General features: G+C 71.8%; 19 protein-coding genes and 1 pseudogene. 11 read left to right on the top strand and 9 right to left on the bottom strand.

Going from position 1 to position 25665, the window contains the following annotated elements:
- The first annotated feature begins 31 nt into the window (after positions 1-31).
- Positions 32-508 carry a macro domain-containing protein gene (locus LNW71_RS00760; RefSeq protein ID WP_250966431.1) on the top strand — a complete coding sequence of 159 codons (477 nt, stop codon included), beginning with the start codon at positions 32-34 and terminating at the stop codon, positions 506-508.
- A gap of 128 nt (positions 509-636) precedes the next feature.
- On the top strand, positions 637-1269 hold the full coding sequence (locus LNW71_RS00755) for a TetR/AcrR family transcriptional regulator (protein WP_250966430.1): 633 nt from the start codon (positions 637-639) through the stop codon (positions 1267-1269).
- On the opposite strand, the gene LNW71_RS00750 is transcribed toward LNW71_RS00755, so the two are convergent.
- Entirely contained in the window at positions 1187-2161 is a 975-nt protein-coding gene (locus LNW71_RS00750; RefSeq protein WP_250966429.1) for an oxygenase MpaB family protein, read from the bottom strand. The two genes, LNW71_RS00755 and LNW71_RS00750, sit on opposite strands and share 83 nt — an antisense overlap.
- 270 nt (positions 2162-2431) lie before the next feature.
- On the opposite strand from LNW71_RS00750, the gene LNW71_RS00745 reads away from it, so the two are divergent.
- Positions 2432-3322 carry an oxygenase MpaB family protein gene (locus LNW71_RS00745; RefSeq protein WP_250966428.1) on the top strand — a complete coding sequence of 297 codons (891 nt, stop codon included), beginning with the start codon at positions 2432-2434 and terminating at the stop codon, positions 3320-3322.
- A gap of 15 nt (positions 3323-3337) precedes the next feature.
- Here the strand turns inward: LNW71_RS00745 and LNW71_RS00740 are convergent, their stop codons facing one another.
- A complete protein-coding gene (locus LNW71_RS00740; RefSeq protein WP_250966427.1) occupies positions 3338-4381 on the bottom strand; it encodes a LacI family DNA-binding transcriptional regulator in 1044 nt (347 codons plus the stop codon).
- 336 nt (positions 4382-4717) lie between these two features.
- On the opposite strand from LNW71_RS00740, the gene LNW71_RS00735 reads away from it, so the two are divergent.
- Both LNW71_RS00735 and LNW71_RS00730 read left to right on the top strand, forming a co-directional pair.
- Positions 4718-6025: a M14 family metallocarboxypeptidase gene (locus LNW71_RS00735; RefSeq protein ID WP_250971850.1), complete on the top strand. Its 1308-nt coding sequence runs from the start codon at positions 4718-4720 to the stop codon at positions 6023-6025.
- A 74-nt stretch (positions 6026-6099) separates the two neighbouring features.
- The gene (locus LNW71_RS00730; protein ID WP_250966426.1) at positions 6100-7845 is read left to right on the top strand and encodes a BCCT family transporter; all 1746 of its coding nucleotides are present in this window, start codon (positions 6100-6102) and stop codon (positions 7843-7845) included.
- Between the two features lie 23 nt (positions 7846-7868).
- Here the strand turns inward: LNW71_RS00730 and LNW71_RS00725 are convergent, their stop codons facing one another.
- On the bottom strand, positions 7869-8792 hold the full coding sequence (locus LNW71_RS00725) for an FAD-dependent oxidoreductase (protein WP_250966425.1): 924 nt from the start codon (positions 8790-8792) through the stop codon (positions 7869-7871).
- Positions 8793-9168: 376 nt separating this feature from the next.
- Here LNW71_RS00725 and LNW71_RS00720 point away from each other — a divergent pair, with 376 nt between their 5' ends.
- From LNW71_RS00720 to LNW71_RS00695, 6 genes are all read left to right on the top strand, one after another.
- Positions 9169-10806, top strand: a complete 1638-nt coding sequence (locus LNW71_RS00720) for an ABC-F family ATP-binding cassette domain-containing protein (protein WP_250966424.1) — start codon at positions 9169-9171, stop codon at positions 10804-10806.
- 207 nt (positions 10807-11013) lie between these two features.
- Complete coding sequence (locus tag LNW71_RS00715; protein ID WP_250966423.1) at positions 11014-12486, top strand: chlorohydrolase family protein; 1473 nt, start codon at positions 11014-11016, stop codon at positions 12484-12486.
- Positions 12486-13169, top strand: coding sequence for a GntR family transcriptional regulator (locus LNW71_RS00710; RefSeq protein WP_250966422.1), 684 nt, complete (start codon positions 12486-12488; stop codon positions 13167-13169). The genes LNW71_RS00715 and LNW71_RS00710 overlap by 1 nt, the downstream gene beginning before the upstream one ends.
- Positions 13170-13234: 65 nt before the next feature.
- Positions 13235-14446: an amidohydrolase gene (locus LNW71_RS00705; RefSeq protein ID WP_250966421.1), complete on the top strand. Its 1212-nt coding sequence runs from the start codon at positions 13235-13237 to the stop codon at positions 14444-14446.
- Positions 14447-14602: 156 nt separating this feature from the next.
- Positions 14603-15838: an ATP-binding protein gene (locus LNW71_RS00700; RefSeq protein ID WP_250966420.1), complete on the top strand. Its 1236-nt coding sequence runs from the start codon at positions 14603-14605 to the stop codon at positions 15836-15838.
- Positions 15835-16956 (top strand): hypothetical protein, encoded by a 1122-nt coding sequence (locus LNW71_RS00695; RefSeq protein ID WP_250966419.1) that lies wholly within the window; start codon positions 15835-15837, stop codon positions 16954-16956. The genes LNW71_RS00700 and LNW71_RS00695 overlap by 4 nt, the downstream gene beginning before the upstream one ends.
- 102 nt (positions 16957-17058) lie before the next feature.
- On the opposite strand, the gene LNW71_RS00690 is transcribed toward LNW71_RS00695, so the two are convergent.
- The 6 genes and pseudogenes from LNW71_RS00690 to LNW71_RS00665 all read right to left on the bottom strand — a co-directional run bounded on the left by LNW71_RS00690 (position 17059) and on the right by LNW71_RS00665 (position 25524).
- The gene (locus LNW71_RS00690) at positions 17059-18111 is read right to left on the bottom strand and encodes an ABC transporter ATP-binding protein (protein WP_250966418.1); all 1053 of its coding nucleotides are present in this window, start codon (positions 18109-18111) and stop codon (positions 17059-17061) included.
- Entirely contained in the window at positions 18108-19184 is a 1077-nt protein-coding gene (locus LNW71_RS00685; RefSeq protein ID WP_250966417.1) for an ABC transporter ATP-binding protein, read from the bottom strand. The genes LNW71_RS00690 and LNW71_RS00685 overlap by 4 nt, the downstream gene beginning before the upstream one ends.
- Positions 19181-20094 (bottom strand): annotated as a pseudogene (locus tag LNW71_RS00680) (ABC transporter permease). Before LNW71_RS00680 ends, LNW71_RS00685 begins: the two are co-directional and overlap by 4 nt.
- On the bottom strand, positions 20091-21065 hold the full coding sequence (locus LNW71_RS00675) for an ABC transporter permease (RefSeq protein WP_250966416.1): 975 nt from the start codon (positions 21063-21065) through the stop codon (positions 20091-20093). Before LNW71_RS00675 ends, LNW71_RS00680 begins: the two are co-directional and overlap by 4 nt.
- Positions 21062-22672, bottom strand: a complete 1611-nt coding sequence (locus tag LNW71_RS00670; RefSeq protein WP_250966415.1) for an ABC transporter substrate-binding protein — start codon at positions 22670-22672, stop codon at positions 21062-21064. Before LNW71_RS00670 ends, LNW71_RS00675 begins: the two co-directional genes overlap by 4 nt.
- A 392-nt stretch (positions 22673-23064) precedes the next feature.
- Positions 23065-25524, bottom strand: a complete 2460-nt coding sequence (locus tag LNW71_RS00665; RefSeq protein ID WP_250966414.1) for a Tex family protein — start codon at positions 25522-25524, stop codon at positions 23065-23067.
- Positions 25525-25665 lie beyond the last annotated feature (141 nt).

Here is a 25665-nt window from a genome sequence, read left to right as displayed (position 1 = left end):
CGGTGTCAGTGCCCGCTCGTACGCTGGTGCGATGACGGAGATCACGTACGTGAGAGGGGACGCCACCGCCCCGCAGGGCAAGGGCGTCAAGGTGATCGCCCACGTCTGCAACGACCTGGGCGGCTGGGGCAAGGGCTTCGTCCTCGCCGTCTCGCGCCGGTGGCCCGAACCGGAGACGGAGTACCGCCGCTGGCACCGCGAGCGCGCGGCCAACGACTTCGGCCTCGGTGCCGTCCGCTTCGTCCAGGTGAGCCCGTTCATCTGGGTGGCGAACATGGTCGGCCAACGGGGCATGCGCAGGGGCAGCAAGGGAGTGCCGGTGCGCTACGAGGCGATCGACACCGCCCTGGGCGCGGTGGCCGACCGGGCGGCCGAGCTGGCGGCTTCGGTCCACATGCCGCGCATCGGCTGTGGTCTGGCCGGCGGCAAGTGGTCCAGGATCGAACCGCTGCTGGAGCGGCGGCTGCTGAGCCGCGGGATCGGCGTGACGGTCTACGACCACGGCTGACGGGTCCCTGACGCGTGGATCCCGATCTGCGCCGGACTCCCTGCCCGCGCGGTGTTACAGGAATACGGAGCGGGTCACTCTGTGTCGGCTTCTATGGTGGGGTGGAACCGACGGAACGGGGAGGGGCCATGACGGCACGGAGTACCGACGGGACGGGGCTGGCCGAGGCTCTGCACGGGAATCCGCCCTCCGATGCGCTGAGCGAGCAGATCCTGGACGCCGCGCGCGAGCAGTTCATGACCTTCGGGCTGCGCCGCTCCACCGTCGACGACGTCGCCAAGCGGGCCAGGGTCTCGCGGGTGACCGTGTACCGGCGGATCGGCAACAAGGACAGCCTCGTCTCCGCCTGTCTGCTGCGCGAGTACCGCCGCTTCGTCGTGGAGGTGGACGACGCGGTGGCCGCTCTGCCGACGACGCAGGACCGGCTCGTCGAGGGCTTCGCCGCGGTGCTCCGGCACATCCGCGAGCATCCGCTCATCGGCGGTCTGCTGAGGCTGGAGCCCGAGACCATGCTGCCGTTCCTGACCCTGGAGAGCGGACCGGCCTTCCTCGCCATCCGCGACTACCTGGCCCACCGGCTGCGTGACGCCCGGCGCGCGGAGGGCCGGCCGGCGAGTGATCCGACACCGGTCGCCGAACTGATGGTGCGGATCACCGTCTCCTTCCTCCTCAATCCGGTCAGCTGTTTCCAGCTCGACGACGAGACCCAGGTGCGGGAGTTCGCCCGCCGGTATCTGGTGCCGCTGCTCGCTGCCGGGTAGGACCGCAGGCCGGGCGGTCCGTCTCGTCGGGCAGCGGTTCCAGCGGCCGGCTGCCCGCCCAGTGCGGGCCGAGGTCGTCGAGCCGCCAGCCGAACGGGTAGGAGCGCGGCTGCGGCCGTGAGGGCAGCCACCGGGGCCTGGCCGGCAGCAGGCGCACACAGCGCGAACGGGCCAGCAGCGCGCCCGCGGCGGCCGACCGCACCCAGCCGGGCTGCACCCTGAACCCCAGCGCGCGCAGCAGCGGCTCGTCCAGCAGGGCGAGCGAGAAGCGCGCTATCAGCGGGCGCAGCGGACGCGGATACCAGCTCGCCATGATCCGGAACGTGGCGTTGGCGACCCGCCGGTTCGCCGGGTCGTAAGCGAACATCCGCTCCTCGTAGGAGTCCAGCAGCCGTTCGAACCCCTCGTAGGTGTCCGGTGCGCCCTCGATGTCCATCATCGCGGCCATCTTCCGGCCCACTTCCGTCAGCGCCTCGATCTCCACCGAGCACAGGGGCCGCCAGCCGAACCGGTCGATCCAGCGTTTCGGACCGACGACCGTGGTCGCCAGGACGTACAGGAAGTCCTCGTTGGGGATGCGGTACCTGCCGTGGATCCGGTTGAGGTGACGGGCGGCGGCACGCCCGCGTTCCGAGTCGAAGCCGTCGGCAGCCATCTCGTACCCGATCAGCACCGTGTCGTCGTAGCGCTTCTGTCCCGACCGCTCGAACTCCTGCGTGCGGTCCAGGAGCACGGAGATCCGTGGCACCCCGTAGTCGCGGAGGAACGCGACGCTCACACCCTGCCGGTAGTCCCAGGGGAACTCGTACTGCGAGAGGAGCCGGAGGATCTCGGCGTAATCGCGAGCGGGATCCATGCGGCGTATCTCGCGAAGGCGGCTGTAGCGGCCCATGGTGCGCCTCCTGTGGGCTGGTTCGAAGCAGCTTCTTCGGTCCAACTCCCTTGTTCAGGAGCACATCTGACGGGCACTCCGGACAAGAGAGTCAATGTTACAAATACTATTGACTTGTTTCACGAGCCTCGTCAACACCACCGGCACGGATCGCGCCCGCACCCCGGCGCACCCGCCCCGCTCCCGGCCCGCCCGGCACTGATCGCATACTGGAGAACAGAACGGGCCGGGTGCCGGGCAGCGGCCCCGCCGACCGCCGGGAGTACCCGCATGAACAGCGCAGCAGCCAGGGACGCCGACCCCGCACCGCCCCCGCCGGGCGGAGTGCTCTGGGGCCTGTCGGGCGACGTCCGGGCCCTGCTGATGCTGCCCGCAGCCCTCACCCTGCAGGTCGCACACCCGGCGGTCGGCGCGGGAGTCGACGAGCACTCGGTCTTCCGCACCGACCCGTGGGGCCGCGGCGAGCGCTCCCTCAGCTCGCTGCAGCTCTGGGTGTACGGCGGCGAGCAGGCCGCCGAGGAGGGGCGCAGGCTCCGCCGGCTGCACCGCACCATCCAGGGCACCGACACCCGCGGCCGCCGCTACCACGCGCTGTCACCGGTCAACTACGCATGGGTGCACGCCACCGGCTTCCCGGTCTACCGGCACGCCGCCCGCTATCTGATCCGCCCGCTCACCCCGGCGCAGGAGCGCGCCCTGTACCGGGAGTGGCTCCAGGTGGGCCGGGTGCTGGGGATCCAGGACCGGGACATGCCGCAGACGATCGAGGAGTTCTGGCCCTACTACCGCAAAATGCTCGCGGAGGAGATCGAGAAGACGGTCGTCGTCGGGGAGCTCGTCGACGCGGACGCCGTCGTGCCCCCGCCGGACCGGGGCCCCCTGCCGCTGCGGTTGCTGCTCAGGGTCCTGTGGCCGGTCCTGCTCCCGCCGCTGGGGCGGTTGCGCACCTTCCTGACCGTGGGGCTGATGCCGCCGGACGCGCGGGAGGCGATCGGTCTGCCGTGGACGGCCGGACAGGAGCGCAGGCTGCGACGGTTCTGCGCCCTGCTGCGGATGGTGGTGCCCGCGCTGCCGGAGCGGATGCGGTATCTGCCGCGGGCCCGCAGGGCACGGGCCGCCCATCGGGCGGCGGGCAGGAGCGGGCCGGGGATGTCCGGCTGACGTCGGCGGCCCGTGTCAGGCCGACGCGCGGCGGACGAGTTCCGTCGGCGTGATCACCGAATCCGTTCCGGTGTCACCGTTGTTGAGCCGGTCCATCAGCAGCCGCACCATCAACCTGCCCATGCCCACCACGTCCTGACGGACCGTCGTCAGTGGCGGATCGGTCGCCTCGGCCACCGACTCCATGTCGTCGAATCCGACCAGCGCCACGTCCTGCGGCACCCGCCGGCCGTGCTCGCGCAGCACCCGCAGCGCGCCCGACGCCATCAGGTCGTTGGCGGCGAACACGGCGTCCAGGTCCGGCCGCCGCTCCAGCAGTACGGCCATGGCGCGGGCGCCGCCCTCGGCGGTGAAGTCTCCGTCGGCCACCAGGGCCGGATCACCGTCGGGCAGGACGTCGAAGTAGCCGTCGATCCGGTCGAGCGCCGAGGTCTGGTCGCGCGGACCCGCGATGTGTGCGATGTGCCGGCGGTCGAGCGAGACCAGGTGCCGCACGGCCTCCCGGGCGCCGCCGCGGTTGTCGCAGTCCACGTAGGGCACCGCGAGTTCGGAGGCGGCTCCCGGCCGTCCGGGGCGCCCGCCGTAGACCGTCGGGACCCGGAACCGGCGGATGACCGCGGGCAGTTCGTCGTCCGTGTGCAGCGAGAAGGCCAGCACCCCGTCCACATGGCCGCCTGCCAGGTAGCGGGTGACGCGGTCGAAGTCGCCGCTGCCCTCCACCAGGAGCAGTACCAACTGGGAGTCGTATGCGTTGAGTTCCCGGCTGATGCCACGGATGTGCTGGGAGAAGAACGGGTCGGAGAAGATCCGGATCTCCGGCTCGTCGATGATCACGGCGACCGCCCCGTTGCGCCGGGTGACCAGCGTCCGGGCGGCGTGGTTCGGGATGTAGCCCAGTTCCTCGACCGCCTTGCGCACCTGGTCCACGAGCGGCTGACGCACCCCGGCGCTGCCGTTGACCACCCGGGAGGCCGTCGCCCGGGAGACTCCGGCGAGGGCCGCCACGGCCTCCAGCGTGGGGCGCGCATCGTGCGGGGCATCGGGGGTCGGACCGGGCAAGGGACGCTCCTCGGACGCGCGGAATGGGGCCGGAAACGGCCGGGGGCGGCCGGACAGCACGGACACCGTCAGCCTAACCGCCCCGCAGGCCGGTGACCGGGGGTGCCCCGGTGTCTGCGCGGAGGGTACCGGCACCCGTGCGTGCGCCGGGCCGTCGCGCGGGAGCCGATCGGGTACCGGTTGCGCGGCGGCGGTGCGGAGCTCCTGTCGCGCGGGCGCCGGCCGGGGTACTTTCCCGCCCATGCCGATACGTGTGCGGGGTGCCCGCTCGACGTACAGACCTTCCGTCCCGGCCCCCGCCGGCGCTGCGGGAGCCGCGCGCGGCGGCGGGCGATGATGCCCGCCGGGCCGGCCGGGGCCGGCCGTCGCCACGGCCGCGTCCTCGCGCTGACGGCGGTCGCCGCCGTGCTGGCCGCCGCGCCGGTCACCGTGTCCGCAGAGGCGGCGCACACCCCGCCACGCACCGGCTTCGAGTCCTCCGGCGGGGCCCGCTGGACCGGCCCCGCCGAGGAGCGGTTGCTGCTCGCCGCCGTCGACCGGCACGGCGACCGGGTCTCCGTGGAGCGGATCGGTACGACGAAGCAGGGGCGCCCGCTGCGGCTCGTGCGGATCGGCAGCCGGCGCCCCGCCGCGCTCACCGTGCTCCTCGTCTGCAGCCAGCACGGCGACGAACCCGCCGGTCGCGAGGCGTGCCTGACGACGATCCGCGACCTCGCGTTCGCCGAGGACCGCGAGACCCGGGAACTCCTCTCCCGCACCGAGATCCTCTTCGTCCCCACGGCCAACCCCGACGGCCGCGCCGCGGACACCCGGGGCAACTCCGACGGCGCGGACATCAACCGCGACCACCTCGCGCTGCGGACCGCCGAGGGGCGCGCGATCGCGGCAGTCGTCCGGGACCACCGCCCCGAGGTGATCGACGACCTGCACGAGTACGGCGCGACCCCGCCCTACTACGACAAGGACCTCACCGTCCTGTGGCCCCGCAGCCTCGACGCCGACGCACGGGTGCGCGACGAATCGGAGCTTCTGGCGGAGCGCCATGTGCGTCCGGCCGCCCGGGACGCCGGGTACGACAGCGGGCTCTACGGGGTCTGGACGGACCCCGTCACCGGCAGCCCGGTCAGGCAGACCGCGGGCGACGGGCAGGAGCGCATCCTGCGCAACGCCGCGGGCATCAAGCACGCGGTCGGCCTGCTCGTCGAGTCCCGCGCGGACCCGCTCACCGACGCGGAGAGGGCCGACCCCGCACTCAACGCGCGCCGCCGGGTCCGCTCCCAAATCGTGGCGCTCAGGGCCGTGTTCGCTTACGTGGCGCAGCGGCGCGGGGAGATCGGCGCCGCCACGGTCCGCGCCCGGACGGCAGGTTTCACCGAGGGTGGCCCGGTCTACCTCGGCGGGGCCGACAACGAGCCGGCCGGGTCCGGCGGTGTGCTCGCGCACCCGCCCTGCGGCTACCGCCTGACGGCGGCCCAGTTCGCCGGCATCGGGGACGAACTCGCTCTGCACGGCGTCACCTCCCGCCCGGATGGTGACGGTGTGTACGTGCCGCTGGCGCAGTCCGCCAGAAAGCTGGTCCCGATACTCCTGGACGCGAAGGCGGCATATCACCTCACAAACGGTCAAGCCGATACCGCTTGTTGATCCCGGAAGATGCGCGCTGCGTGTGGTACTGCCTACGGAGAGCGAAACTCCAGCTTCCGTGAAAGGTGCGATTCGTGTCGCAGGACGATCAGAGAACGGGCGGCAAGGGGGATCGGTCGGTAACGGCGGATCTGCCCAGCGACCCGACCCAGAGCCGGCGCCCCACGACCGACCGGGTGGTGTTCGGCGTCACCGCTGTGCTCACCCTCGCCTTCGTGGTCTGGGGGGCCACCGCCACCGACTCGCTGGAGGACGTCTCCAGCACGCTGCTCGACGGCCTCATGCACAACGGCGGTTGGGCCTTCATGCTGGCCGCCTCCGGATTCGTGGTCTTCGCCCTCTGGCTCGCCATCAGCCGTTACGGAAAGATCACCCTCGGCCAGGAGGGCGAGCAGCCCGAATTCCGGACCGTCTCCTGGGTCGCGATGATGTTCAGCGCCGGTATGGGCATCGGGCTGATGTTCTACGGAGTCAGTGAGCCGCTGGCGCACTTCATCAACCCGCCGCCCGGCACCCACCCCGCCGACGCCGCCGAGGCGATGCAGACGGCGATGGCCACCACGCTCTTCCACTGGACGCTGCACCCCTGGGCGATCTACGCGGTGGTCGGCCTCGCCATCGCCTACAGCACCTTCCGGCGTCGCAGGCGGCAGACGATCAGCGCCGTCTTCGAGCCGCTCATCGGCGCCCGGCACGCCCACGGCGGGGTCGGCCGGCTGATCGACATCCTCGCCATCTTCGCCACGCTCTTCGGCTCGGCCGCCTCGCTGGGGCTGGGCGCTCTCCAGATCGGCAGTGGTTTCCACGAGCTGAACTGGAAGGAGAAGACCGGCACCGGGCTGCTCGTCCTGATCATCGCCGTGCTGACCGTGGCCTTCGTCGCCTCGGCGATCTCCGGCGTGGAGAAGGGCATCCAGTGGCTGTCCAACATCAACATGGTGCTCGCGTTCATCCTCGCCGTGTTCGTGTTCATCGCGGGCCCGACCATCATCGTGCTTGACCTGCTGCCCACTTCGATCGCCGCCTACTTCGGCAACCTCGCGCAGCTCGCCGGCCGCACCGAGGCGACCGGCGAGGGCAAGGTGGCCGACTGGCTCGCCAGCTGGACCGTCTTCTACTGGGCCTGGTGGATCTCCTGGACGCCGTTCGTCGGCATGTTCATCGCCAGGATCAGCCGCGGCCGGACGATCCGTCAGTTCATCGGCGGGGTCATCCTGGTGCCCAGCACGGTCAGCCTGGTCTGGTTCGCGATCTTCGGTGGCACCGCGATCAAGCTCCAGGAGGCCGGGAAGCTGAACGGCGCCACCACGCAGGAGGCCCAGCTGTTCGGTGTGCTGCAGCAGTTCCCGCTCGCCACGCTGATGAGTCTGCTGGTGATGATCCTGGTCGGCATCTTCTTCGTCTCGGGCGCGGACGCGGCCTCGATCGTCATGGGCACGCTCTCCCAGAAGGGCGTCCTGGAACCGGCCAAGTGGGTCGTCATCTTCTGGGGCGTCGTCACCGGAGCGGTGGCGGCGATCATGCTGCTGATCGGCAACGGGAAGGGCGATGCGCTGGCCGGACTGCAGAACCTGACCATCCTGGTGGCCGCGCCCTTCACCATCGTGATGGTCGGCATGTGCGTGGCACTGATGCGGGACCTGCGCGAGGACCCGCTCATCGTGCGCCGCGAGTTCGGGGTCGAGGCCGTCGAATCCGCGGTCATCGAGGGCCACGCGAAGTACGACGGCGACTTCGAGATCCGGATCGGCCCCGGCGGCAGTCAGATCACCACCGAACGTCACGACAAGCCCGGCGGATCGAGCCCCGCGGAGGACTGAGGGCCCTGCGCGGGCGCGGCGGTTCAGCCCACCAGCCGGGCCGCCGCCTGCGCGCAGCCCAGGGCCACCGTCACGCCCGCGCCCCCGTGTCCGTAGTTGTGGACCAGGCGCCCGCCGCCGGGCAGCGGTTCCAGTTCTATCCGTACCCCCGCGTCCCGGGCCGGCCGCAGCCCCACCCGGTGCCCGATGATCCGCGCCCGGCCGATCTCCGGCCGGATGCGGGCGCACCGGGCCACGATCTCCACGGCCGCCCGGGGGTCGGGCACGGTGCTCCAGTCGTCCGCCCCGGCCGTGCCGCCGAGCACGAGCCGGCCCGGCTGCGGGAAGAAGTACGTCGTCTCGCTCGACGCGGGGTCCGCCTCGGTGAACCACTCCGCGATGCCCGGGTTCTCCACCAGGACCAGCTGGCCGCGCACCGGGCGCATCCCGCTGTCGGGGACCAGTTCGCGGGAGCCGAGCCCCGTGCAGTTCACCACCGTCGTGGCCTCCGCGGCGGCCTCGTCGAACGAGGTGACCGTGCGCCGCTCCACCGAGCCCCCGGCCGCCCTGATCCGTCCCTCCAGCCACTCCAGATGGACCGGCATGTCGATCAGCGGCAGCCGGCACCGCAGCCCTTCGGCGGTCTCCACCGCATCCGTCAGCTCCCCGGCCCACGGCCCGAGCCCCGCGAGCCGCTCGCCCCGGTGCACGCCGTCGACCAGCCGGACCCCGGTCTCCCGCGGCCGGGCGGCCAGTTCCTCGTACCACCGCAGCGAGACCAGCGACCAGTCGCCGACCCGGTCCTGCGGCTCGACCCGGTACGGCCACCACAGGGCGCCGGCCACCGCCGACGTGGTCGCCTCGGCCGGCCGCGCGGACCAGACCCGCACCCGGTGCCCACGCCCGGCCAGCACCACCGCGGTGGTCAGGCCGCTGACCCCACCGCCCACCACGATCACTTCCGACACTGCCGCCCCCGCTGCTCTCTGCTCCGTGCCCGGACTCCGTCGATGGCCGAAGCCAGGGCCCTCCGTTCGGATCATGCCGGGCTCGCAGCCCTGACCCGGACGAAAGACCCTGGGGCCTCTCGTCCGGGTCAGGCCGGGCTCGCGTGCCCCGGTGCTGCACCTCGCGGCGTTGTCGTCGGTCGTCGACGCTCCGCGTCGACTCCCTCCTCCGCCTTGCGAGGCACAGCACCGGACCCCGCTCCCTGATCCGGCCTGACCCGGACGAAAGACCCTATCCACAGAGTGCCCGGCCGCGGAACACCCGCGACGCCCCTTGCCTGCGGCCCGTCGGCACCTGCGCGGGGAGCCCCGGCCGCCGATTAGGATCGACACCCTGATGACTGCCACTCTCGTCGCCAAGGATCTCGCCGCCGGACACGGCGACCGCACTCTCTTCGCCGAGCTCGACCTCGTGGTCGCGCCCGGTGACGTGATCGGTCTCGTCGGAGTCAACGGCGCCGGAAAATCGTCCCTTCTCCGGCTGCTCGCCGGGCTCGACCAGCCGGAGGAGGGTGAGCTGCGGCTCTCCCCGCCCACCGCCACCGTCGGCCACCTGCCGCAGGAGCCGGAGCGGACTCCCGGCGAGACCGTGCGGGAGTTCCTCGCCCGCCGGACAGGGGTCGCCGAGGCGCAGACCACGATGGACACCGCCACACAGGCCCTCGTCGACGGGGCGCCCGGGGCCGACGACGCGTACTCCGAGTCGCTGGAGCGCTGGCTCGCGCTCGGCGGCGCCGACCTGGACGAGCGGGCCGAGGAGGTCGCCGCCGACCTGGGCCTGACCGTCGGCCTCGACCTGCCGATGACCGCCCTGTCCGGCGGCCAGGCGGCTCGCGCGGGCCTCGCCTCGCTGCTGCTCTCCCGCTACGACATCTTCCTGCTCGACGAGCCCACCAACGACCTCGACCTGGACGGCCTGGAACGGCTGGAGCGGTACGTCTCCGGCCTGCGGGCCGGCACGGTCGTCATCAGCCACGACCGCGAATTCCTGATGCGCACCGTCACCAAGGTCCTCGAACTCGATCTGGCCCAGCAGCAGATCAACCTGTACGGCGGCGGCTACGCGGCATACCTGGAGGAGCGCGAGCGGGCCCGCAGGCACGCCCGCGAGGAGTTCGAGGAGTTCGCCGACAAGCGCTCCGCGCTCGAAGGGCGCGCCATGATGCAGCGCTCCTGGATGGACAAGGGCGTCAGGAACGCCCGCCGCAAGGCCGGCGACTCGGACAAGATGGCCCGCAAGTTCCGTAGCGAGTCGAGCGAGAAGCAGGCCGCGAAGGCCCGCCAGACCCAGCGCATGATCGAGCGCCTGGACGTCGTGGACGAGCCGCGCAAGGAATGGGAGCTGCGGATGGAGATCGCCTCCGCCCCCCGCTCCGGTTCGGTCGTGGCGACCCTGCGCGAGGCGGAGGTCGTCCTCGGCGACTTCGCGTTCGGCCCGGCCTCGCTGCAGATCGACTGGGCGGACCGGATCGCCATCACCGGCGCCAACGGCGCGGGGAAGTCGACCCTGCTCGCCGCACTCCTCGGCCGCCTCCCGCTGGACTCGGGGCAGGCGAGCCTGGGGTCGGGAGTGGTCGTCGGCGAGGTGGACCAGGCCCGGCAGCTGTTCCACGGAACGGAGTCCCTGCTGGAGGCCTTCTGCGCGGCGGTCCCCGAAACGGAACCGGCCGAGGTCCGCACCCTGCTCGCCAAGTTCGGGCTGCGCGCCGACCATGTGATGCGCCCCGCGACCACCCTCTCCCCGGGCGAACGCACCCGGGCGGCACTCGCCCTGCTCCAGGGCCGCGGGGTCAACCTCCTCGTGCTCGACGAGCCCACGAACCATCTGGACCTGCCGGCCATCGAGCAGCTGGAGTCCGCGCTCGACTCGTACACGGGGACGCTGCTGCTGGTCACCCACGACCGCCGGATGCTGGAGGCGGTCCGCACGACCCGTCGGGTCGAGGTGGCGGCGGGCCGGCTCACGGAGATCTGACGGTCCCGGACCGCTCCACCCATTGGTATGCCAGAGGCGCTTACTTCGCCATCCGCATGACTTCGTCGAGGGGTGATTCCCGACTTACTTCGCATAACTCCTGAGTGTGAGGGGCGCTTGGTATGCCAAGTGTTAGTGTCGCCTTGCTCCGGCCGGGTACTGCCCTGCGGCCGGAGCGGTCCGGACACCGCACCCGCAGGAGGCCCCGTGCGAACCCGCTGGCGCGCCACCCACGTCCTCGCCCACCGCGGCGGCCGGCACGCGCTGCTGCGCGACGGCGAGATCGTGTGGGAGGACGACACGATCGCGTACGTCGGCACGGGGTACGACGGTCCGGTGGACGCGGAACTGGACCTCGGTGAGGCGCTGGTGATGCCAGGGCTCATCGATCTGGACGCCCTCACCGACATCGACCATCTCGTCCTGGACTCCTGGGCGCCCCGCGAACGTGCTGCGGGACTCGCCTGGTCCCAGGAGTACTTCGACCACCGCCGCCGGCCCGTCTTCACACCGGCGCAGCGGGCCACCGTCCGCGAGTACGCACTCGTCCAGCTGGCCCTGCACGGCATCACCACGTACATGCCCATCGCCTCGGAGGTCCACAGCGACTGGGCCGAGCCGTACGACGAGCTCGTCACGACGGCGGAGACCTCACGTCGGATCGGCCTGCGGGGCTATCTGGGGCCCGCCTACCGGTCCGGCGTCAACGTGGCGCTGCCCGACGGCGCCCGCGGGGTCGCCTTCGACGAGGACCGCGGCCGCGCCGGGCTGCGGGACGCGGAGCGCTTCCTCGACCACGTGGCCGGCCTCGGCGACCCGCTGGTCAACGGCGTGCTGCTGCCGTGCCGCATCGAGACACTCACCGAAGAGCTGTTGCGCGAGACCGCCGAGGTCGCCGGACGGCGCGACGTCCTCGTCCGGCTGCACTGCCTGCAGGGCATCCTCGAACGGGACCACGTGAGGGACCTGCACGGCACCACGCCCCTGGGCCTGCTCGCCCGCACGGGCCTGCTGGACACCCGGCTCCTCGTGCCGCACGGCATCGTGACCGACCGCCACCCGGGCGTGCACGGCGAGGACCGCGGCGACCTGGCCACGCTCGCCGCGGCGGACGTCTCGGTCGTCCACTGCCCGCAGACCTCGCTGCGCTACGGCCAGGTCCTGCACTCCTTCGGCGCCTACCGGCGGGCCGGGATCAACCTGTGCCTGGGCACCGACTCCTTCCCGCCGGACCTGATCCGGGGTATGGACGTGGGCGTCCACCTCGCGAAGGTCGTCGACGGGCGCGCGGACGCCGCGCCCGCCGAGCACTACGTCGAGGCGGCCACACTCGGCGGCGCCCGCGCACTGGGGCGCGCCGACCTCGGGCGACTGGAGCCGGGCGCACAGGCGGACCTGGTCGCGTTCCGGCTGGACGACATCCGCGACGGCGTCCAGGACGACCCCGTCCGCACCTTCCTGCTCAACGGCACCGCCCGGCAGGCCACCCACTCCGTCGTGGCGGGGCGCCCCGTCATGACCGACGGCCGGATCCCGGGCATCGACCTGGCCGACCTGCGGCGCAGGGCCCAGGCACTGTTCGAGGTCATGCGCGCGGCCTACAGCGAGCGCGACCTGCACCGCCGGGGCACCGACGAGCTGTTCCCGCCGACGTTCCCGCCGTTCGAGGAGACCTCCTGATGACCGGTTCGCCCGAGGCCGGTGCGTGCCACGCCGGTGCGTCCCACGTCGATCATGCCGAGCGGACGATCCGCGCCCGCATCATGTCCGGTGCGTACCCGCCGGGCGTGCGCCTGCGGGAGCGCGAACTGTCGGAGGCCCTGGGCTTCTCACGCATCCCCGTCCGCGAAGCGCTCACCCGGCTGACCGGGGAGGGCCTCGTGGTCATCTCGCCGCGGCGCGGCGCGTCGGTGCGCAACCTCTCGCTGCGCGATGTGGCCGAACTCTTCGACCTCCGGCTGAGCCTGGAGGTGTTCGCCGCCCGCCGGGCCGCGGAGGCCTGCGCGGGCGGCCGTGGCGGCGAACGGCTGCGGGAGCTCATGGAGGCGGCCGAGGACGCCACCCGGCGCGGCGATGTCCACGAGATCCCCGCCGCGAACACGGCCCTGCACGCGGAGATCGTCGCGATGACCGGCAACCGGCTGCTCCAGGACGCCCTGCAGCCCTCGCTCGGCCTGGTGCAGTGGCTGTTCACCCTCACCGGCGGCCTCGACCCGAGCGTCCAGTGCACCGAGCACCAGGACATCTGCGCCGCGATCCACGCGGGCAAGCCCGACCTGGCGGACGCCCTCTCCTACGCGCACATCGAGCGTGGACGCGGCCCCTCCCTGGCGACCCTCGCCGAGGTTCTTCCGGCGGAGTGACCCGATCCGGCCGCGCCCCCGATCCCACCGTCCGACACCGGCAACCAACCGAGGAGATGCACCACATGCTGATCAGAGACGTCCGTCCCTGGGGCGGCGAGCCCTGCGACATCGAGATCAAGGACGGCGTGATAGCGGCGCTCACCCCGCACGACCCCGCCCGCACCGTCACGGGCGAGACCGTGGACGGACGGGGACGGCTCGCGCTGCCGTCGTTCGCCGACGTCCACTGCCACCTCGACTCGACCCGCATCGGTCTGCCCTTCCGCCCGCACACCGGCAAGCCCGGGGTCTGGGGCATGACCATGAACGACCGCGCGCACTGGCGCGAGGACGAGTGGAGCGTCGCGCAGCGGGCCACGCACACCCTGGGCCGCATGATCGAACGCGGCACGACCCGCGTCCGCAGCTACGCACAGATCGACGCGGACTGCGGTCTGGAGCGTTTCGAGGGTGTTCTCGCAGCCAAGGAGGCGCACGCCGGCCGGTGCGAGGTCGAGATCATGGCCTTCCCGCAGGCAGGTCTGTTCAAGGAGAAGGGCGTTCCGGAACTGATGGACCAGGCCCTGTCCGCCGGCGCCGCCGTGGTCGGCGGCATCGACCCGTGCACCCTGGACCGCGACCCCGTACGCCACCTCGACGTCGTCTTCGGCCTCGCCGAGCGCCACCAGGCCCCGATCGACATCCACCTCCACGAGCCCGGCGCACTCGGCGTGTTCAGCGTCGACCTCATCCTGGAGCGGGTGCGCGCCCTCGGCATGGCCGGTCAGGTGACGCTCTCGCACGCCTACGAACTCGGCACCGTCGACGAGGCGACCACCCGCCGGCTCATCGAGGAGTTCGCCGAGCTGGACATCGCCATGGCGACCATCGCGCCGGCCCAGCAGCAGCACGCCCTGCCGATGGCCGAACTGACCGCCGCCGGGGTACGGGTCGGCCTCGGCGAGGACGGACAGCGCGACTTCTGGTCGCCGTACGGCAACGGGGACATGCTGGACCGCACCTGGCAGCTCGCCTTCACCAACCGCTACCGCGCCGACGAACTGATCGAACACTGCGTTGCCGTCGCGAGCCGGGGCGGCGCCTCGATCCTCCAGGGCGGCCCGCCCCGGCTGACCTCCGTCTCCGACCGGCCCGGCCTCGCCGTGGGCGACAGCGCCGACCTGCTGCTGGTCGAGGGCGAGACGGTGGCGTCCGCCGTCATGGACCGCAGCGACGACCGAACCGTCCTGCACGCCGGCCGGGTCGTCGCCGACGGCCTGGAGCTGGTCGGCTGACCTGCGTCCTCCGCCGCCGCCCGCGAAGTCGCGGGCGGCCCGGACCAGGCACCCTACAAGCGCGTCCGGCCCCGGCCGGACGCGCTTGTGCGTGATCCAGGACGACCGGCACCCGGCGTCTCCTGGGGCCTGCGCGGCGACGTTAGGCTGTGGATCATGCCGGACAACTCCCCTCTCATACAGAGCCTGCGGACAGCGGTCGCCGCCGCTCCCGCCGATGTACCCCTGCGGCTGCACCTGGGCCGGCTCCTGCTGGAGGCGGACCGGTCCGACGAGGCCGTCGCCGAGGCGGCCGTGGCCCTTCAGCACGCGCCGGGCGACACCGAGGCCCGGGAACTGATGACCCGGGCGATGGGAGCACCGGCCCCGGCTGCGGAACAACTCCCGCGCCCACGAACCGGGTTCGACTGGAAGGCCGCCGAGCAGCAGGTCGGGGACGCCGTGCCGCCGCGCTTCGCCGAGACGCCGGTGCCCGCGGACGGCCAGGACGACTCCTCGGACGCCGACGCGTGGGACGTGGAGGGGCCGGGCGCCGTGCGGCTGGCCGACGTCGGTGGCATGCAGGACGTGAAGGACCGTCTGGAAGCGGCCTTTCTCGCCCCGCTCCGTAACCCCGAGCTGCGCAGGCTGTACGGCAAGAGCCTTCGCGGCGGCCTGCTGCTGTACGGGCCGCCCGGTTGCGGCAAGACGTTCATCGCGCGGGCGGTGGCCGGCGAACTCGGCGCAGCCTTCCTGTCGGTGTCCGTGAACGACGTGCTCGACATGTGGATGGGCAACTCCGAGCGCAACATGCACGAGGTCTTCGAGACCGCTCGCCGACAGGCGCCGTGCGTGGTCTTCCTTGACGAGCTGGACGCCCTCGGCGCCAAGCGCAGCCGCACCGGGCACAGTGGCATGCGCAACGTCGTCAACCAGCTGCTCGGCGAACTGGACGGCATCGACTCGGCGGCGAACGAGGGCGTGTTCGTCCTCGCGGCCACCAACGTGCCCTGGGACGTGGACAACGCGCTGCGCCGCCCCGGCCGGCTGGACAGGACGATCCTGGTGCTCCCGCCCGACGGACCCGCCCGGGAGGCGATCCTCCGCTACCACCTGCGGGACCGGCCCATCGAGAACGTCGACCTGGGCAAGCTGGTCAAGGTCACCGACGGGCTGTCCGGCGCGGATCTGGCCCATGTCTGCGAGTCGGCGGCCGAGCGCGCCCTGCTGGACTCGGCCCGCTCCGGAACCGTGCGGATGATCGGCATGGCGGACCTGCTCGCCGCCGCGAAGGATGTGGTGGCCTCCGCCGAACCATGGTTCGCCTCCGCGCGGAACGTGGCGAAGTTCGCCAACGAGGGCGGCATGTACGACGACCTGGTGGCCTACCTGAAGAAGAGGCGCAAGCTGTGACCGCGTCCGTGCACCCCGCCGTCGAGCGGGCCGACCTGCTCATCGATCTCACGCGTTACGAGGAGGCCAGGGAGCTGCTGGCCCGCCGGCTCACGGAGGACCCCGAGGACGTCCGGGCCTGGGTCGAACTCGCCCGGAGCCATCTCGGCGACGAGAACGGCGACAAGGCACTGGAAGCGACCGAGCAGGCGCTGCTCCTGGATGCCGAGGACATCGGGGCCCTCCTCATGCACGCGCGCGCCCTGCGCGTGGGCGGCCGTTTCCCGGAGACCGAGGGCGTGCTCCGTGAGGTGATCCGCCTGGCGCCGGAGTACTGGTTCGGCTATGCGCGGCTCGCCGACTGGCTGTGGCGCATCAGAGTGCTCGGCTCCGGACGGGCCAACGGCGGCGAAACCCGCCGCGAGGACTTCGTGGCCGCCCTGCGGGAGTCCGACCTGATCGCCCAGGAGGCCATCCGGCTGGGCCCCGAGGAGGTGTACGCCTACGAAGTGGCATGGCTCATAGCCGACATGTCGGCCGACCGGAGCGTCGCCGACCGGATGGATCTCGCCATACTCCGGCTCGACCCGCAGCACGAGCACGCCCTGGCCCGGCAGACGAAGAAGGCGGCGACCGCCCCCGGCGTGAACGCCACGGAGGCTGCCACCCTGTACGCCGACGCACTGGCCGCCGCTCCCGGCTCGGCGCCGATGCAGAGCGGCTTGGACGAGGCTTCCTACCGCCTGCTGCGCGGCGTCCGCTGGCTGGCCCTGATCTGCCTCGCCCTCGCGGCCACGGGCATCGATCTGTTCGCGACGGACGGGGAGACCCAGCGCGAGCTGCCGCTCGTCCTCGGCCAGCGGCTCTGGGACCTCGTCCCGATGGCCGCCGTCTGGGTCCTGGGCGCACTGCTGCGGCTGCGCCGACTGCGCGCCGGTGTCCGGGTCAACCTGCACTCGCTCGTCCGGCGGCGCGTCTGGGCGCGGGTGGTCCTGGGCCAGGCGGCGTGCGCCATGCTCTGCGCGCTGCTGATCACCCAGGTCCCCTGGACGCAACGCACGGTCCCGCTCGTGCTGTTCTGGGCCGGACTGGTATCGGTGGCCGGGACGATGTGGTTCGACCGGAGGAGGACCGGCTGAGTCACCGCGGGCAGCGAGAGGACCGCGCCGTACCCGCACGACGCGGTCATCCGTGCGCGCGGGGCCCGGTTGGCGGTACGGGCCCCGGCTCCGACGGCGGTGTTACGCGACCGCCTTCGCGGCGTCCGGCACACTGCCGTCCTCGGCGGCGAGGTGGCACGCCACCTCCCGCGGGACCGCATCGGCACCCTCCTCGGCGGGCAGGGTGCGCAGCACCGGCGCCTCCGTACGGCACCGCTCCGTGGCCAGCGGGCACCGCGTGTGGAAGTGACAGCCGGGCGGCGGGTCCAGCGGGCTGGGCAGGTCACCGCCGAGCACGATCCGGCGGCGGCCGCGCTGCTCGGCCGGGTCGGGCACCGGGGCCGCCGACAGCAGTGCCTGCGTGTACGGATGCTTGGGGGCGGCGAACAGCTCGGCGGCCGGGGCCTGTTCGACGATCCGGCCCAGATACATCACCGCGATGCGGTCCGCCAGGTACTCCACCGCCGCCAGGTCGTGGGTGATGAAGAGACAGCCGAAGCCACGCTCCCGCTGCAGGTCCGCGAGCAGGTTGAGGACGGAGGCCTGCACGGACACGTCGAGTGCCGAGGTCGGCTCGTCGGCGACCAGGAGCGCGGGATCGACCGCCAGCGCACGCGCGATGGACACACGCTGGCGCTGGCCGCCGGAGAGCTCATGGGGGTTGCGGTCGGCCAGTTCGGGCCGCAGGCCCACCTGGGCGAGCAGCCCGTCCACCCGCCGAGCGGCCTCGGCGCGGGTCGCCATGCCGTGCAGCCGCAGCGGCTCCGCGATGATCTGCCGAATGGTCATCCGCGGGTTCAGCGAGGACGAGGGGTCCTGGAACACCAGGTGGAAGTCCTTGCGCAACGGCCTGAGCGCGCGCGGCGGGAGCGTCGTGACATCCGTGCCGTTGATCGCCACGCTGCCGTCGGTCGGCCGGTCGAGGCGGACCACGCAGCGCCCCACCGTGGACTTGCCGCTGCCCGACTCCCCGACGAGGCCCACGACCTCGCCGGGCAGTATCGTCAACGACACCCCGTCCACCGCCTTCACGGTGCCACCCGCCCCGTCGAAGTGCCGCTTCAGGCCTTGGACGTCCAGCACCGGGGTGACGGATCCCGCCGGGCCGGCGGGTGGGGTGAGGCTGGCGGTCATCGGGCGGTTCCCTTGCTCGCGTCGGGTCGGGACTGGTCGGGCCCGGTCGCATCGGCCGGGTGGTAGCAGGCGATCAGGTGGGTGCCGGCGGACCTGTTCAGCGGCGGACGGCTCGTCAGACAGCTGTCGTCGGCCGAGGCACAGCGCGGCGCGAAGCTGCACCCACGCGGCTGTTCGCGCAGGTCGGGCACCAGCCCGGGTATCTCGTTCAGCCGCGCCCTTCCGCCCGCGCCCCGGCTGCCCGGACGCAGCACGGCACCGAGCAGACCCCGGGTGTACGGATGCTGCGGCGAGGTGAACAGCTCGTCCACCGAGGCCTGTTCGACCGGGCGGCCCGCGTACATCACCAGTACCCGGTCCGCGGTGTCCGCGACGACCCCGAGGTCATGGGTGATCAGCACGACTGCGGTGCCGAGCCGGTCCCGCAGGGACCGGAGCACGTCGAGGATGCCGGCCTGCACCGTCACGTCGAGGGCCGTCGTCGGTTCGTCCGCGATCAGCACCGCGGGGTCGCACGCCACCGCGATCGCGATCATCACCCGCTGCCGCATGCCGCCGGACAGCTGGTGCGGGTATTCGTCGACCCGCTTGCGCGGCGCCGGGATACCGACGACGTCGAGCAGCTCGACGGCCCGCTCCTTGGCCGCGCGCCGGCTCAGACCCTGGTGGCGGATGAGGACTTCGGTGATCTGCCGTCCCACGGTGAGGACCGGATTGAGTGAGGTCATCGGCTCCTGGAAGATCATCGAGAGGCGGCGGCCGCGCAGCGACCGCAGCTGCTTCTCCGGGGCCCCGACGAGCTCCTGCCCGTCCAGGGTGATGGATCCGCCGATCCGGGCGGTCGGCGGCAGCAGCCCCATCACCGCCATGGACGTGACGGACTTGCCGCAGCCGGACTCGCCGACCACGGCCAGTACTTCGCCGGGCGCCAGGTCGTAGGAGACCCCGTCCACCGCGTGCACGGTGCGCTCCGCGCCGTGGAAGGAGACGGTCAGGTCGCGGACCCGGAGCACCGGCGAGGTGCCGCCGTCCGGGGCGGGCCGGGTCACGGTGGACGTGTCGACTTCGGTCACCGGGAACCTCCGCGGGGTCGAGGATGTCGCGTACGCCGTCACCGAGCAGGTTGAACGCCAGGGTGGCGAGCACGATGACCAGGCCGGGGAAGACCGCCATCCAGGGCGCGTCCGCGATGAAGGGCTGGGCGCTGGAGAGCATCACGCCGAGCGAGGGGGAGGGCGGCTGCACCCCGAGACCGAGGAAGCTGAGCACCGCCTCGCCGATGATGGCGGACGGGATGCCGACGGTGGCCTGCACGATCAGCGTCGATGTCGCGTTCGGCAGGATGTGGCGGAACAGGATGACGCCGTCGCCGCCGCCGTTGGCCACCGCGGCACCGACGTAGTCCAGGTGTTTGAGCCGCAGGGTCTCGGCGCGGGTGACGCGGACGATTCCCGGGATCTGCGAGATGCCGATCGCGAGCGTCGCGTTCTCCAGCGAGGGACCCATCACGGCGGCGAGGCCCACGGCCAGGACCAGGAAGGGGAAGGCAAGCATGGTGTCGGTCAGCCGGGAGACCGCCGTGTCGGCGAACCGGCCGTAGTAGCCGGCCACCAGCCCGAGCGGGACGGCGACCACGAAGGCCAGGAGCACGGCCAGCACACCGACCTGCATGGAGGCGGTGACTCCCACCAGTACCCGGGAGAGCTGGTCACGGCCCAGGTCGTCCGTGCCGAGCCAGTGCGACCAGCTCGGTTCCATGAGCGCCGCCTCGAAGTCCGGCCGGGCCGGGTCGTAGGGGGCCAGCAGCGGCGCGAGCAGGGCGACGAGCACGAACACCGCGGACAGCACCGCGCCTACCAGGGCCAGCCGGTTACGCCGGAGCCGGCGCAGCGAGGTGGTGAGCCGCACGACGCGGGCGGACGGCCGCGAGGCGGTGCCCGCGGCGGCGGCAGCGGGCGGCGCGGGGGAGGGGGCGAGGGTCATCGGGAACCTCCGAGCCGGATGCGCGGGTCGACCACGGAGTACAGGAAGTCGACCAGCAGATTGATCAGGATGTAGGCGGCCGAGGTGAACAGGACCACGCCCTGGACCATCGCGTAGTCACGGGTGAAGACCGCGTCGATGGTGAGCTTGCCGAAGCCCGGCAGGACGAAGACCTGCTCGGTGACGACGGCGCCGGAGATCAGGTGGCCGAGCTGGAGGCCCAGCACGGTGATCACGGTGACGAGCGAGTTGCGCAGCCCGTGCCGGCCGATCACGGCGGCCGGCGCCAGTCCCTTGGCCCGTGCGGTGCGCACGTAGTCCGAGGACATGGCGTCGATCATCGCCGCTCTGGTCTGACGCATCACCACCGCGGCGAGGCCGGAGCCCAGCACGACCGCGGGCAGCACCAGGCGACGCAGGTTCTCCAGCGGGTCGGTGCTGAACGGCACGAAACCGGAGGCGGCGAACACCGGCATGGCGATGGCGAACACCAGCACCAGCACGATGCCGAGCCAGAAGGCCGGGATCGACATGCCCAGCAGCGCGATGCCGTTGGCCAGCCACTCCTCCGGCTTCCCGCGCCGCACCGCGGCCATGACACCGGCCCCGATGCCGACGACCACGGCCATCAGCAGGGAGAGCGCGGCCAGTTCGAGGGTGATGGGCAGTGCCTGGGTGATCGAGTCGAGCACCGGAAGCCCGGTGCGGGCCGAGGTGCCGAAGTCGCCCGTGGCCGCGTTGCTCACGTAACGCCAGTACTGGACGGCGATGTTGTCGTCGAGTCCGTACTCGGAGCGGATCGCGGCCAGCACCTGGGGGGAAGTCTGTTCGCCGGCCAGCGCCTGGGCGGTGTCACCGGGCATCGCGCGCACACCGAAGAACACGGTGATGCTGACCAGCACCATGGTCACCAGCGACATGCCGATCCGGCGGCTCACGTACGACGTGAGCAGTCTGCGGAGGTTCTTCACCGGCTCCCCTTCGTGTAACCGGCTTCCTTGACCCTGATCAGGCCGTCACCGGAGAGCTTGAGACCGCTCACGTCCTGTGAGGCGGAGACGTAGTTGATGTTGCGGTAGAGGTAGATGACGCCGTGCTGCTTGTTGATCGCGGCAGTGAGCTTGCGGTAGATCTCACGGCGCTCGGCGACGTCCGAGGTGCTGCGCCCCTCGACGATCAGCCGGTCGATGGTGGGGTCCGAGAGCTTGCCCTGGTTGTTGCTGCCGGTGGTGCCCACGAGGCTGTCGATGTTGCCGGCCGGGTCGGGCTGCCCGCCCCAGCCGCCCGTCCGTGCCTCGAAGTCGCCGGCGAGGGTGCGGGTGAGTCCGGTGGCGAACTCGGTGGGCCGCAGCCGGACGTCGAAGCCGGCGTCCGCCGCCATGGCCTGGACGACCTGGCCGAGACGGCTGTCCTCCGGAGTCGTGTTGATCATCAGCTCCAGTGGCACCCGCTTCGTCATGCCTGCTTCCTTCAGCAGCCGCCTGGCCTTGGCCACGTCGCGCTTCGGGCAGGTGATCGGGGAGCTGAGCGGCGTGCCCGGCGGAACCGGACTGCAGGCCGGCTCGTACATGCCCTGGAAGACCAGCTTGTTGATCAGCTCGCGGTCCAGCGAGAGGTCGAAGGCCTCCCGGACGCGCACGTCGCGTCCGAAGGGGCTGTCGACGGGGCTGGGCTTCTTGTCGATCCCGTGCGAGTTGCCGACGTTGAGCGTGAGCGCCATGTAGCCGAGGGAAGGGGTGTTGAGGAGCTGGAGTCCCTTCTCACCCATCGAGTTGCGTACCTCGACCGGGCCCATCTGGTCGCCGATCTGGACGTCACCGGAACGGATGTTGGCCATCCGGATGCTGCCGTCGGTGATCGTCTTGTAGATGACGTGGCCGAGGTGGACCTTGTCCGCGTCGTAGTACAGCGGGTCCTTCTCCAGCTCGATCCGGTCACCGACTACGCGCTTGACGTACCGGAAGGGACCGACGCACGACGGATGGGTCGCGAAGTCCGCTCCGTACGTCTTGAGCGCCTTCGGCGACATGATCAGCCCGGCGGTGTTGGCGAGCCGTCCGAGCAGCGGGACATCGGGATGGCTCAGCGAGAGCCGCACGGTGTACGGGCCGACGGCCGTGACCTTCTGCACGGAGTCGATCTCGGAGGCACGTCCGGAGCCGCGCAGATGCAGGTGCCGGTCGAGCGAGGTCTTCACGGCCGCCGCGTCCAGGCGCGCGCCGTCACTGAACCTGGCGTCCTTGCGGACGTCGAAGGTGAAGGTCCGGCCGCCGTCGGTGATCTTCGGCATCGAGGCGGCGAGCTGCGGCACGAACTTGTTCTGCTGGTCCACGTCGTAGAGCTGCTCGCACATGGACGTGAAGACGGTGCGGGCGACGAGTGTCGTCGTCAGGCTCGGGTCCAGCCTGTCGGGATCGGACTTCAGCCCGACCGTGACCGTGCCGCCGTCGCGAACGGGACGCAGGTCGGTGAGCCGCGCCTGGGCGGTGGTCTCCTTGCCGGGCGGAGAGAGTGAGCTGCATGCGGTGGTGATCGCCAGCAATGCGGCCACCGACAGAGTGGCCGGAATTCGACGCATGGGATCAAGCCTCCTTGAGGACGGCAGGACAGCGGGACGGCATGACGGGTACCGGCTTGGGTACGCGTTGAGGCGTAACGGTATACCAAGAGGGTTGGCGGCAGAGCCCGGTTATACGGCCTTGTTTGCCGGTTTTGCAGCGTATTTGGCCGCACAAAAAGGGGCGGATGGTGCGAGCGGTCATGGGTGCGAAAGCGACTTGAGACCGACTTGGTATACCGGGCGGGTGCGAGGTCGGTGACCTACAAGCGACTGCGCCCTTTTCGGCCCCTCCGGCGAGGGGGCGGACCGGCCCCCGCTACGCGAAAGGGCGGGGTGGGGAGAACGCCCGCCGCAGGCGAACATCTCCCCACCCCGCCCCGATCCGGGCCTGGGTTACCGCTGCCGAACCGCTACCGCTTCTTGCCGCCCTGCTTCGGATCCAGCAGCCCCGCCCGCCGGAGCGCGTCGGCCATCGCCCCGTTCGCCGGAGCGGCCGCCGGAGCCTGACGGGCGCCGCCGCCACCGCCGTTGCCGCTACCACTGCCGCCACCGCGCCGGTCACGCCCTTGGCCGCCCTGGCCGCCACGCGAGCCCGCGCCACCCTGGCCCTGGCCCTGCCGCTGCCGCGGTGGGCGACCGCCCCGCTCGCCGCCCGGGTTGCCGGAACCGGAGCCGGCCCCGGCACCCGCGCTCGCCGCCGCCTCGTCGTCCAGCCGCAGGGTCAACGAGATCCGCTTCCGCGGGATGTCGACCTCCATGACCTTGACCTTGACGATGTCGCCCGGCTTCACGACATCGCGGGGATCCTTCACGAACGTCCTGGACATCGCCGACACGTGCACCAGTCCGTCCTGGTGCACGCCGATGTCCACGAACGCGCCGAACGCCGCGACGTTGGTCACGACGCCCTCCAGCACCATCCCGGACGCCAGGTCGCCGATCTTCTCGACGCCCTCCTTGAAGGTGGCCGTCTTGAAGGCCGGGCGTGGGTCGCGCCCTGGCTTCTCCAGCTCCTTGAGGATGTCGGTGACCGTCGGCAGCCCGAACTTCTCGTCCACGAAGTCATCGGCCCGCAGCGTCCGCAGCACGCCGGTGTTGCCCACCAGCGAGGCGACGTCACCGCCGGTCCGCTTCACCATCGCCCGGACCACGGGGTACGCCTCCGGGTGCACACTGGACGCGTCCAGCGGGTCGTCGCCCCGGATCCGCAGGAAGCCCGCGCACTGCTCGTACGCCTTCGGGCCCAGCCTGGCCACGTCCTTCAGTCCCTTGCGGGAACGGAACGGGCCGTTGGTGTCGCGGTGCGCGACGATGTTCTCCGCGAGCCCCGAGCCGATGCCGGAGACCCGTGAGAGCAGCGGCGCCGAAGCGGTGTTGACGTCGACACCGACCCCGTTCACACAGTCCTCGACGACCGCGTCCAGCGACCGCGAGAGCTTCACCTCGGACAGGTCGTGCTGGTACTGCCCGACCCCGATGGACTTGGGATCGATCTTCACCAGCTCCGCGAGCGGGTCCTGGAGGCGGCGCGCGATCGAGACCGCGCCGCGCAACGACACGTCCATGTCCGGGAGTTCCTGCGAGGCGAAGGCCGAGGCCGAGTACACGGAGGCGCCCGCCTCCGACACCATCACCTTGGTGAGCTTCAACTCCGGGTGCTTTTCGCACAGTTCACCGGCGAGCTTGTCCGTCTCGCGGGAGGCGGTGCCGTTGCCGATCGCGATCAGGTCGACGTCGTGCGCCCTCGCCAGCTGCTCCAGCTTCGCCAGCGACTGGTCCCACTTGTTGGCCGGCACGTGCGGGTGGATGACGTCGGTCGCGACGACCTTGCCGGTCGCGTCCACGACGGCGACCTTCACCCCGGTACGGAACCCGGGGTCGAGCCCCAGCGTGGCCCGGGTCCCGGCCGGTGCCGCCAGCAGCAGATCGCGCAGGTTCGAGGCGAAGACGCGTACCGCCTCGTCCTCCGCCGCCGTGCGCAGCCGCAGCCGCAGGTCGATGCCGAGGTGCACCAGGATCCGGGTCCGCCAGGCCCAGCGCACGGTGTCGCCGAGCCACTTGTCCCCGGGGCGCCCGCGGTCGTTCACCCCGAAGCGCCGGGCGACCATGTTCTCGTACGAGGACGGCCCGGGCGTCCCGGACGGCTCCTCCGGCTCCAGGACGAGGTCGAGGACGTCCTCCTTCTCACCCCGGAGCATCGCGAGCACCCGGTGGGAGGGCAGTGCGGTGAACGGCTCGGTGAAGTCGAAGTAGTCGGCGAACTTGGCGCCCGCCTCCTCCTTGCCGTCCCGCACCCTGGCCACCAGCCGGCCGCGCGACCACATGCGCTCACGCAGCTCGCCGGTCAGGTCGGCGTCCTCGGAGAACCGCTCGGCGAGGATGGCCCGCGCCCCCTCCAGAGCCGCCGCCTGGTCCGCCACGCCCTTGTCCGCGTCGACGAAGGCGGTGGCCGCGACCAGCGGATCCACCGACGGATCGTCCAGCAGACCCGAGGCGAGCGGTTCGAGCCCGGCCTCCCGGGCGATCTGCGCCTTCGTCCGCCGCTTCGGCTTGAACGGCAGATAGATGTCCTCAAGGCGCGCCTTCGTGTCGGCGGCCCGGATCTGCGCCTCCAGCGCGGTGTCGAGCTTGCCCTGCTCCCGTACGGATTCGAGGATCGCGGCACGCCGGTCCTCCAGCTCCCGCAGATACCGCAACCGCTCCTCGAGCGTGCGCAGCTGCGCATCGTCGAGCATCTCGGTCGCTTCCTTGCGGTAGCGCGCGATGAACGGCACGGTCGATCCGCCGTCGAGCAGCTCGACGGCCGCCTTCACCTGTCGCTCGCGTACGCCGAGCTCCTCGGCGATCCTGCCTTCGATGGACGTCGTCACGATTTTACCGACTCGCCTTCCCGTACTGGCTGTGCTGGTCGGGCCGGGGACCGTCGCTGGGACCGGCCCGGGGCCACTCGCCTGCATTGTGCCGGGTGGCCGGGCGCCGTGTCGCCCGGCCACCTCACATACCGGCCGCCG

It is taken from the genome of Streptomyces sp. RKAG290, assembly GCF_023701695.1.
Taxonomy (GTDB): domain Bacteria; phylum Actinomycetota; class Actinomycetes; order Streptomycetales; family Streptomycetaceae; genus Streptomyces.
Note: the sequence above shows the minus strand (reverse complement) of the source record. Positions and strands in the feature narration are given on the sequence as shown.

Coding starts and splice junctions, on each gene's coding strand:
- LNW71_RS00760 (WP_250966431.1), top strand. CDS start 32: ATGACGGAGATCACGTACGTGAGAGGGGACGCCACCGCCCCGCAGGGC.
- LNW71_RS00755 (WP_250966430.1), top strand. CDS start 637: ATGACGGCACGGAGTACCGACGGGACGGGGCTGGCCGAGGCTCTGCAC.
- LNW71_RS00750 (WP_250966429.1), bottom strand. CDS start 2,161: ATGGGCCGCTACAGCCGCCTTCGCGAGATACGCCGCATGGATCCCGCT.
- LNW71_RS00745 (WP_250966428.1), top strand. CDS start 2,432: ATGAACAGCGCAGCAGCCAGGGACGCCGACCCCGCACCGCCCCCGCCG.
- LNW71_RS00735 (WP_250971850.1), top strand. CDS start 4,718: ATGCCCGCCGGGCCGGCCGGGGCCGGCCGTCGCCACGGCCGCGTCCTC.
- LNW71_RS00720 (WP_250966424.1), top strand. CDS start 9,169: ATGACTGCCACTCTCGTCGCCAAGGATCTCGCCGCCGGACACGGCGAC.
- LNW71_RS00710 (WP_250966422.1), top strand. CDS start 12,486: ATGACCGGTTCGCCCGAGGCCGGTGCGTGCCACGCCGGTGCGTCCCAC.
- LNW71_RS00705 (WP_250966421.1), top strand. CDS start 13,235: ATGCTGATCAGAGACGTCCGTCCCTGGGGCGGCGAGCCCTGCGACATC.
- LNW71_RS00700 (WP_250966420.1), top strand. CDS start 14,603: ATGCCGGACAACTCCCCTCTCATACAGAGCCTGCGGACAGCGGTCGCC.
- LNW71_RS00690 (WP_250966418.1), bottom strand. CDS start 18,111: ATGACCGCCAGCCTCACCCCACCCGCCGGCCCGGCGGGATCCGTCACC.
- LNW71_RS00670 (WP_250966415.1), bottom strand. CDS start 22,672: ATGCGTCGAATTCCGGCCACTCTGTCGGTGGCCGCATTGCTGGCGATC.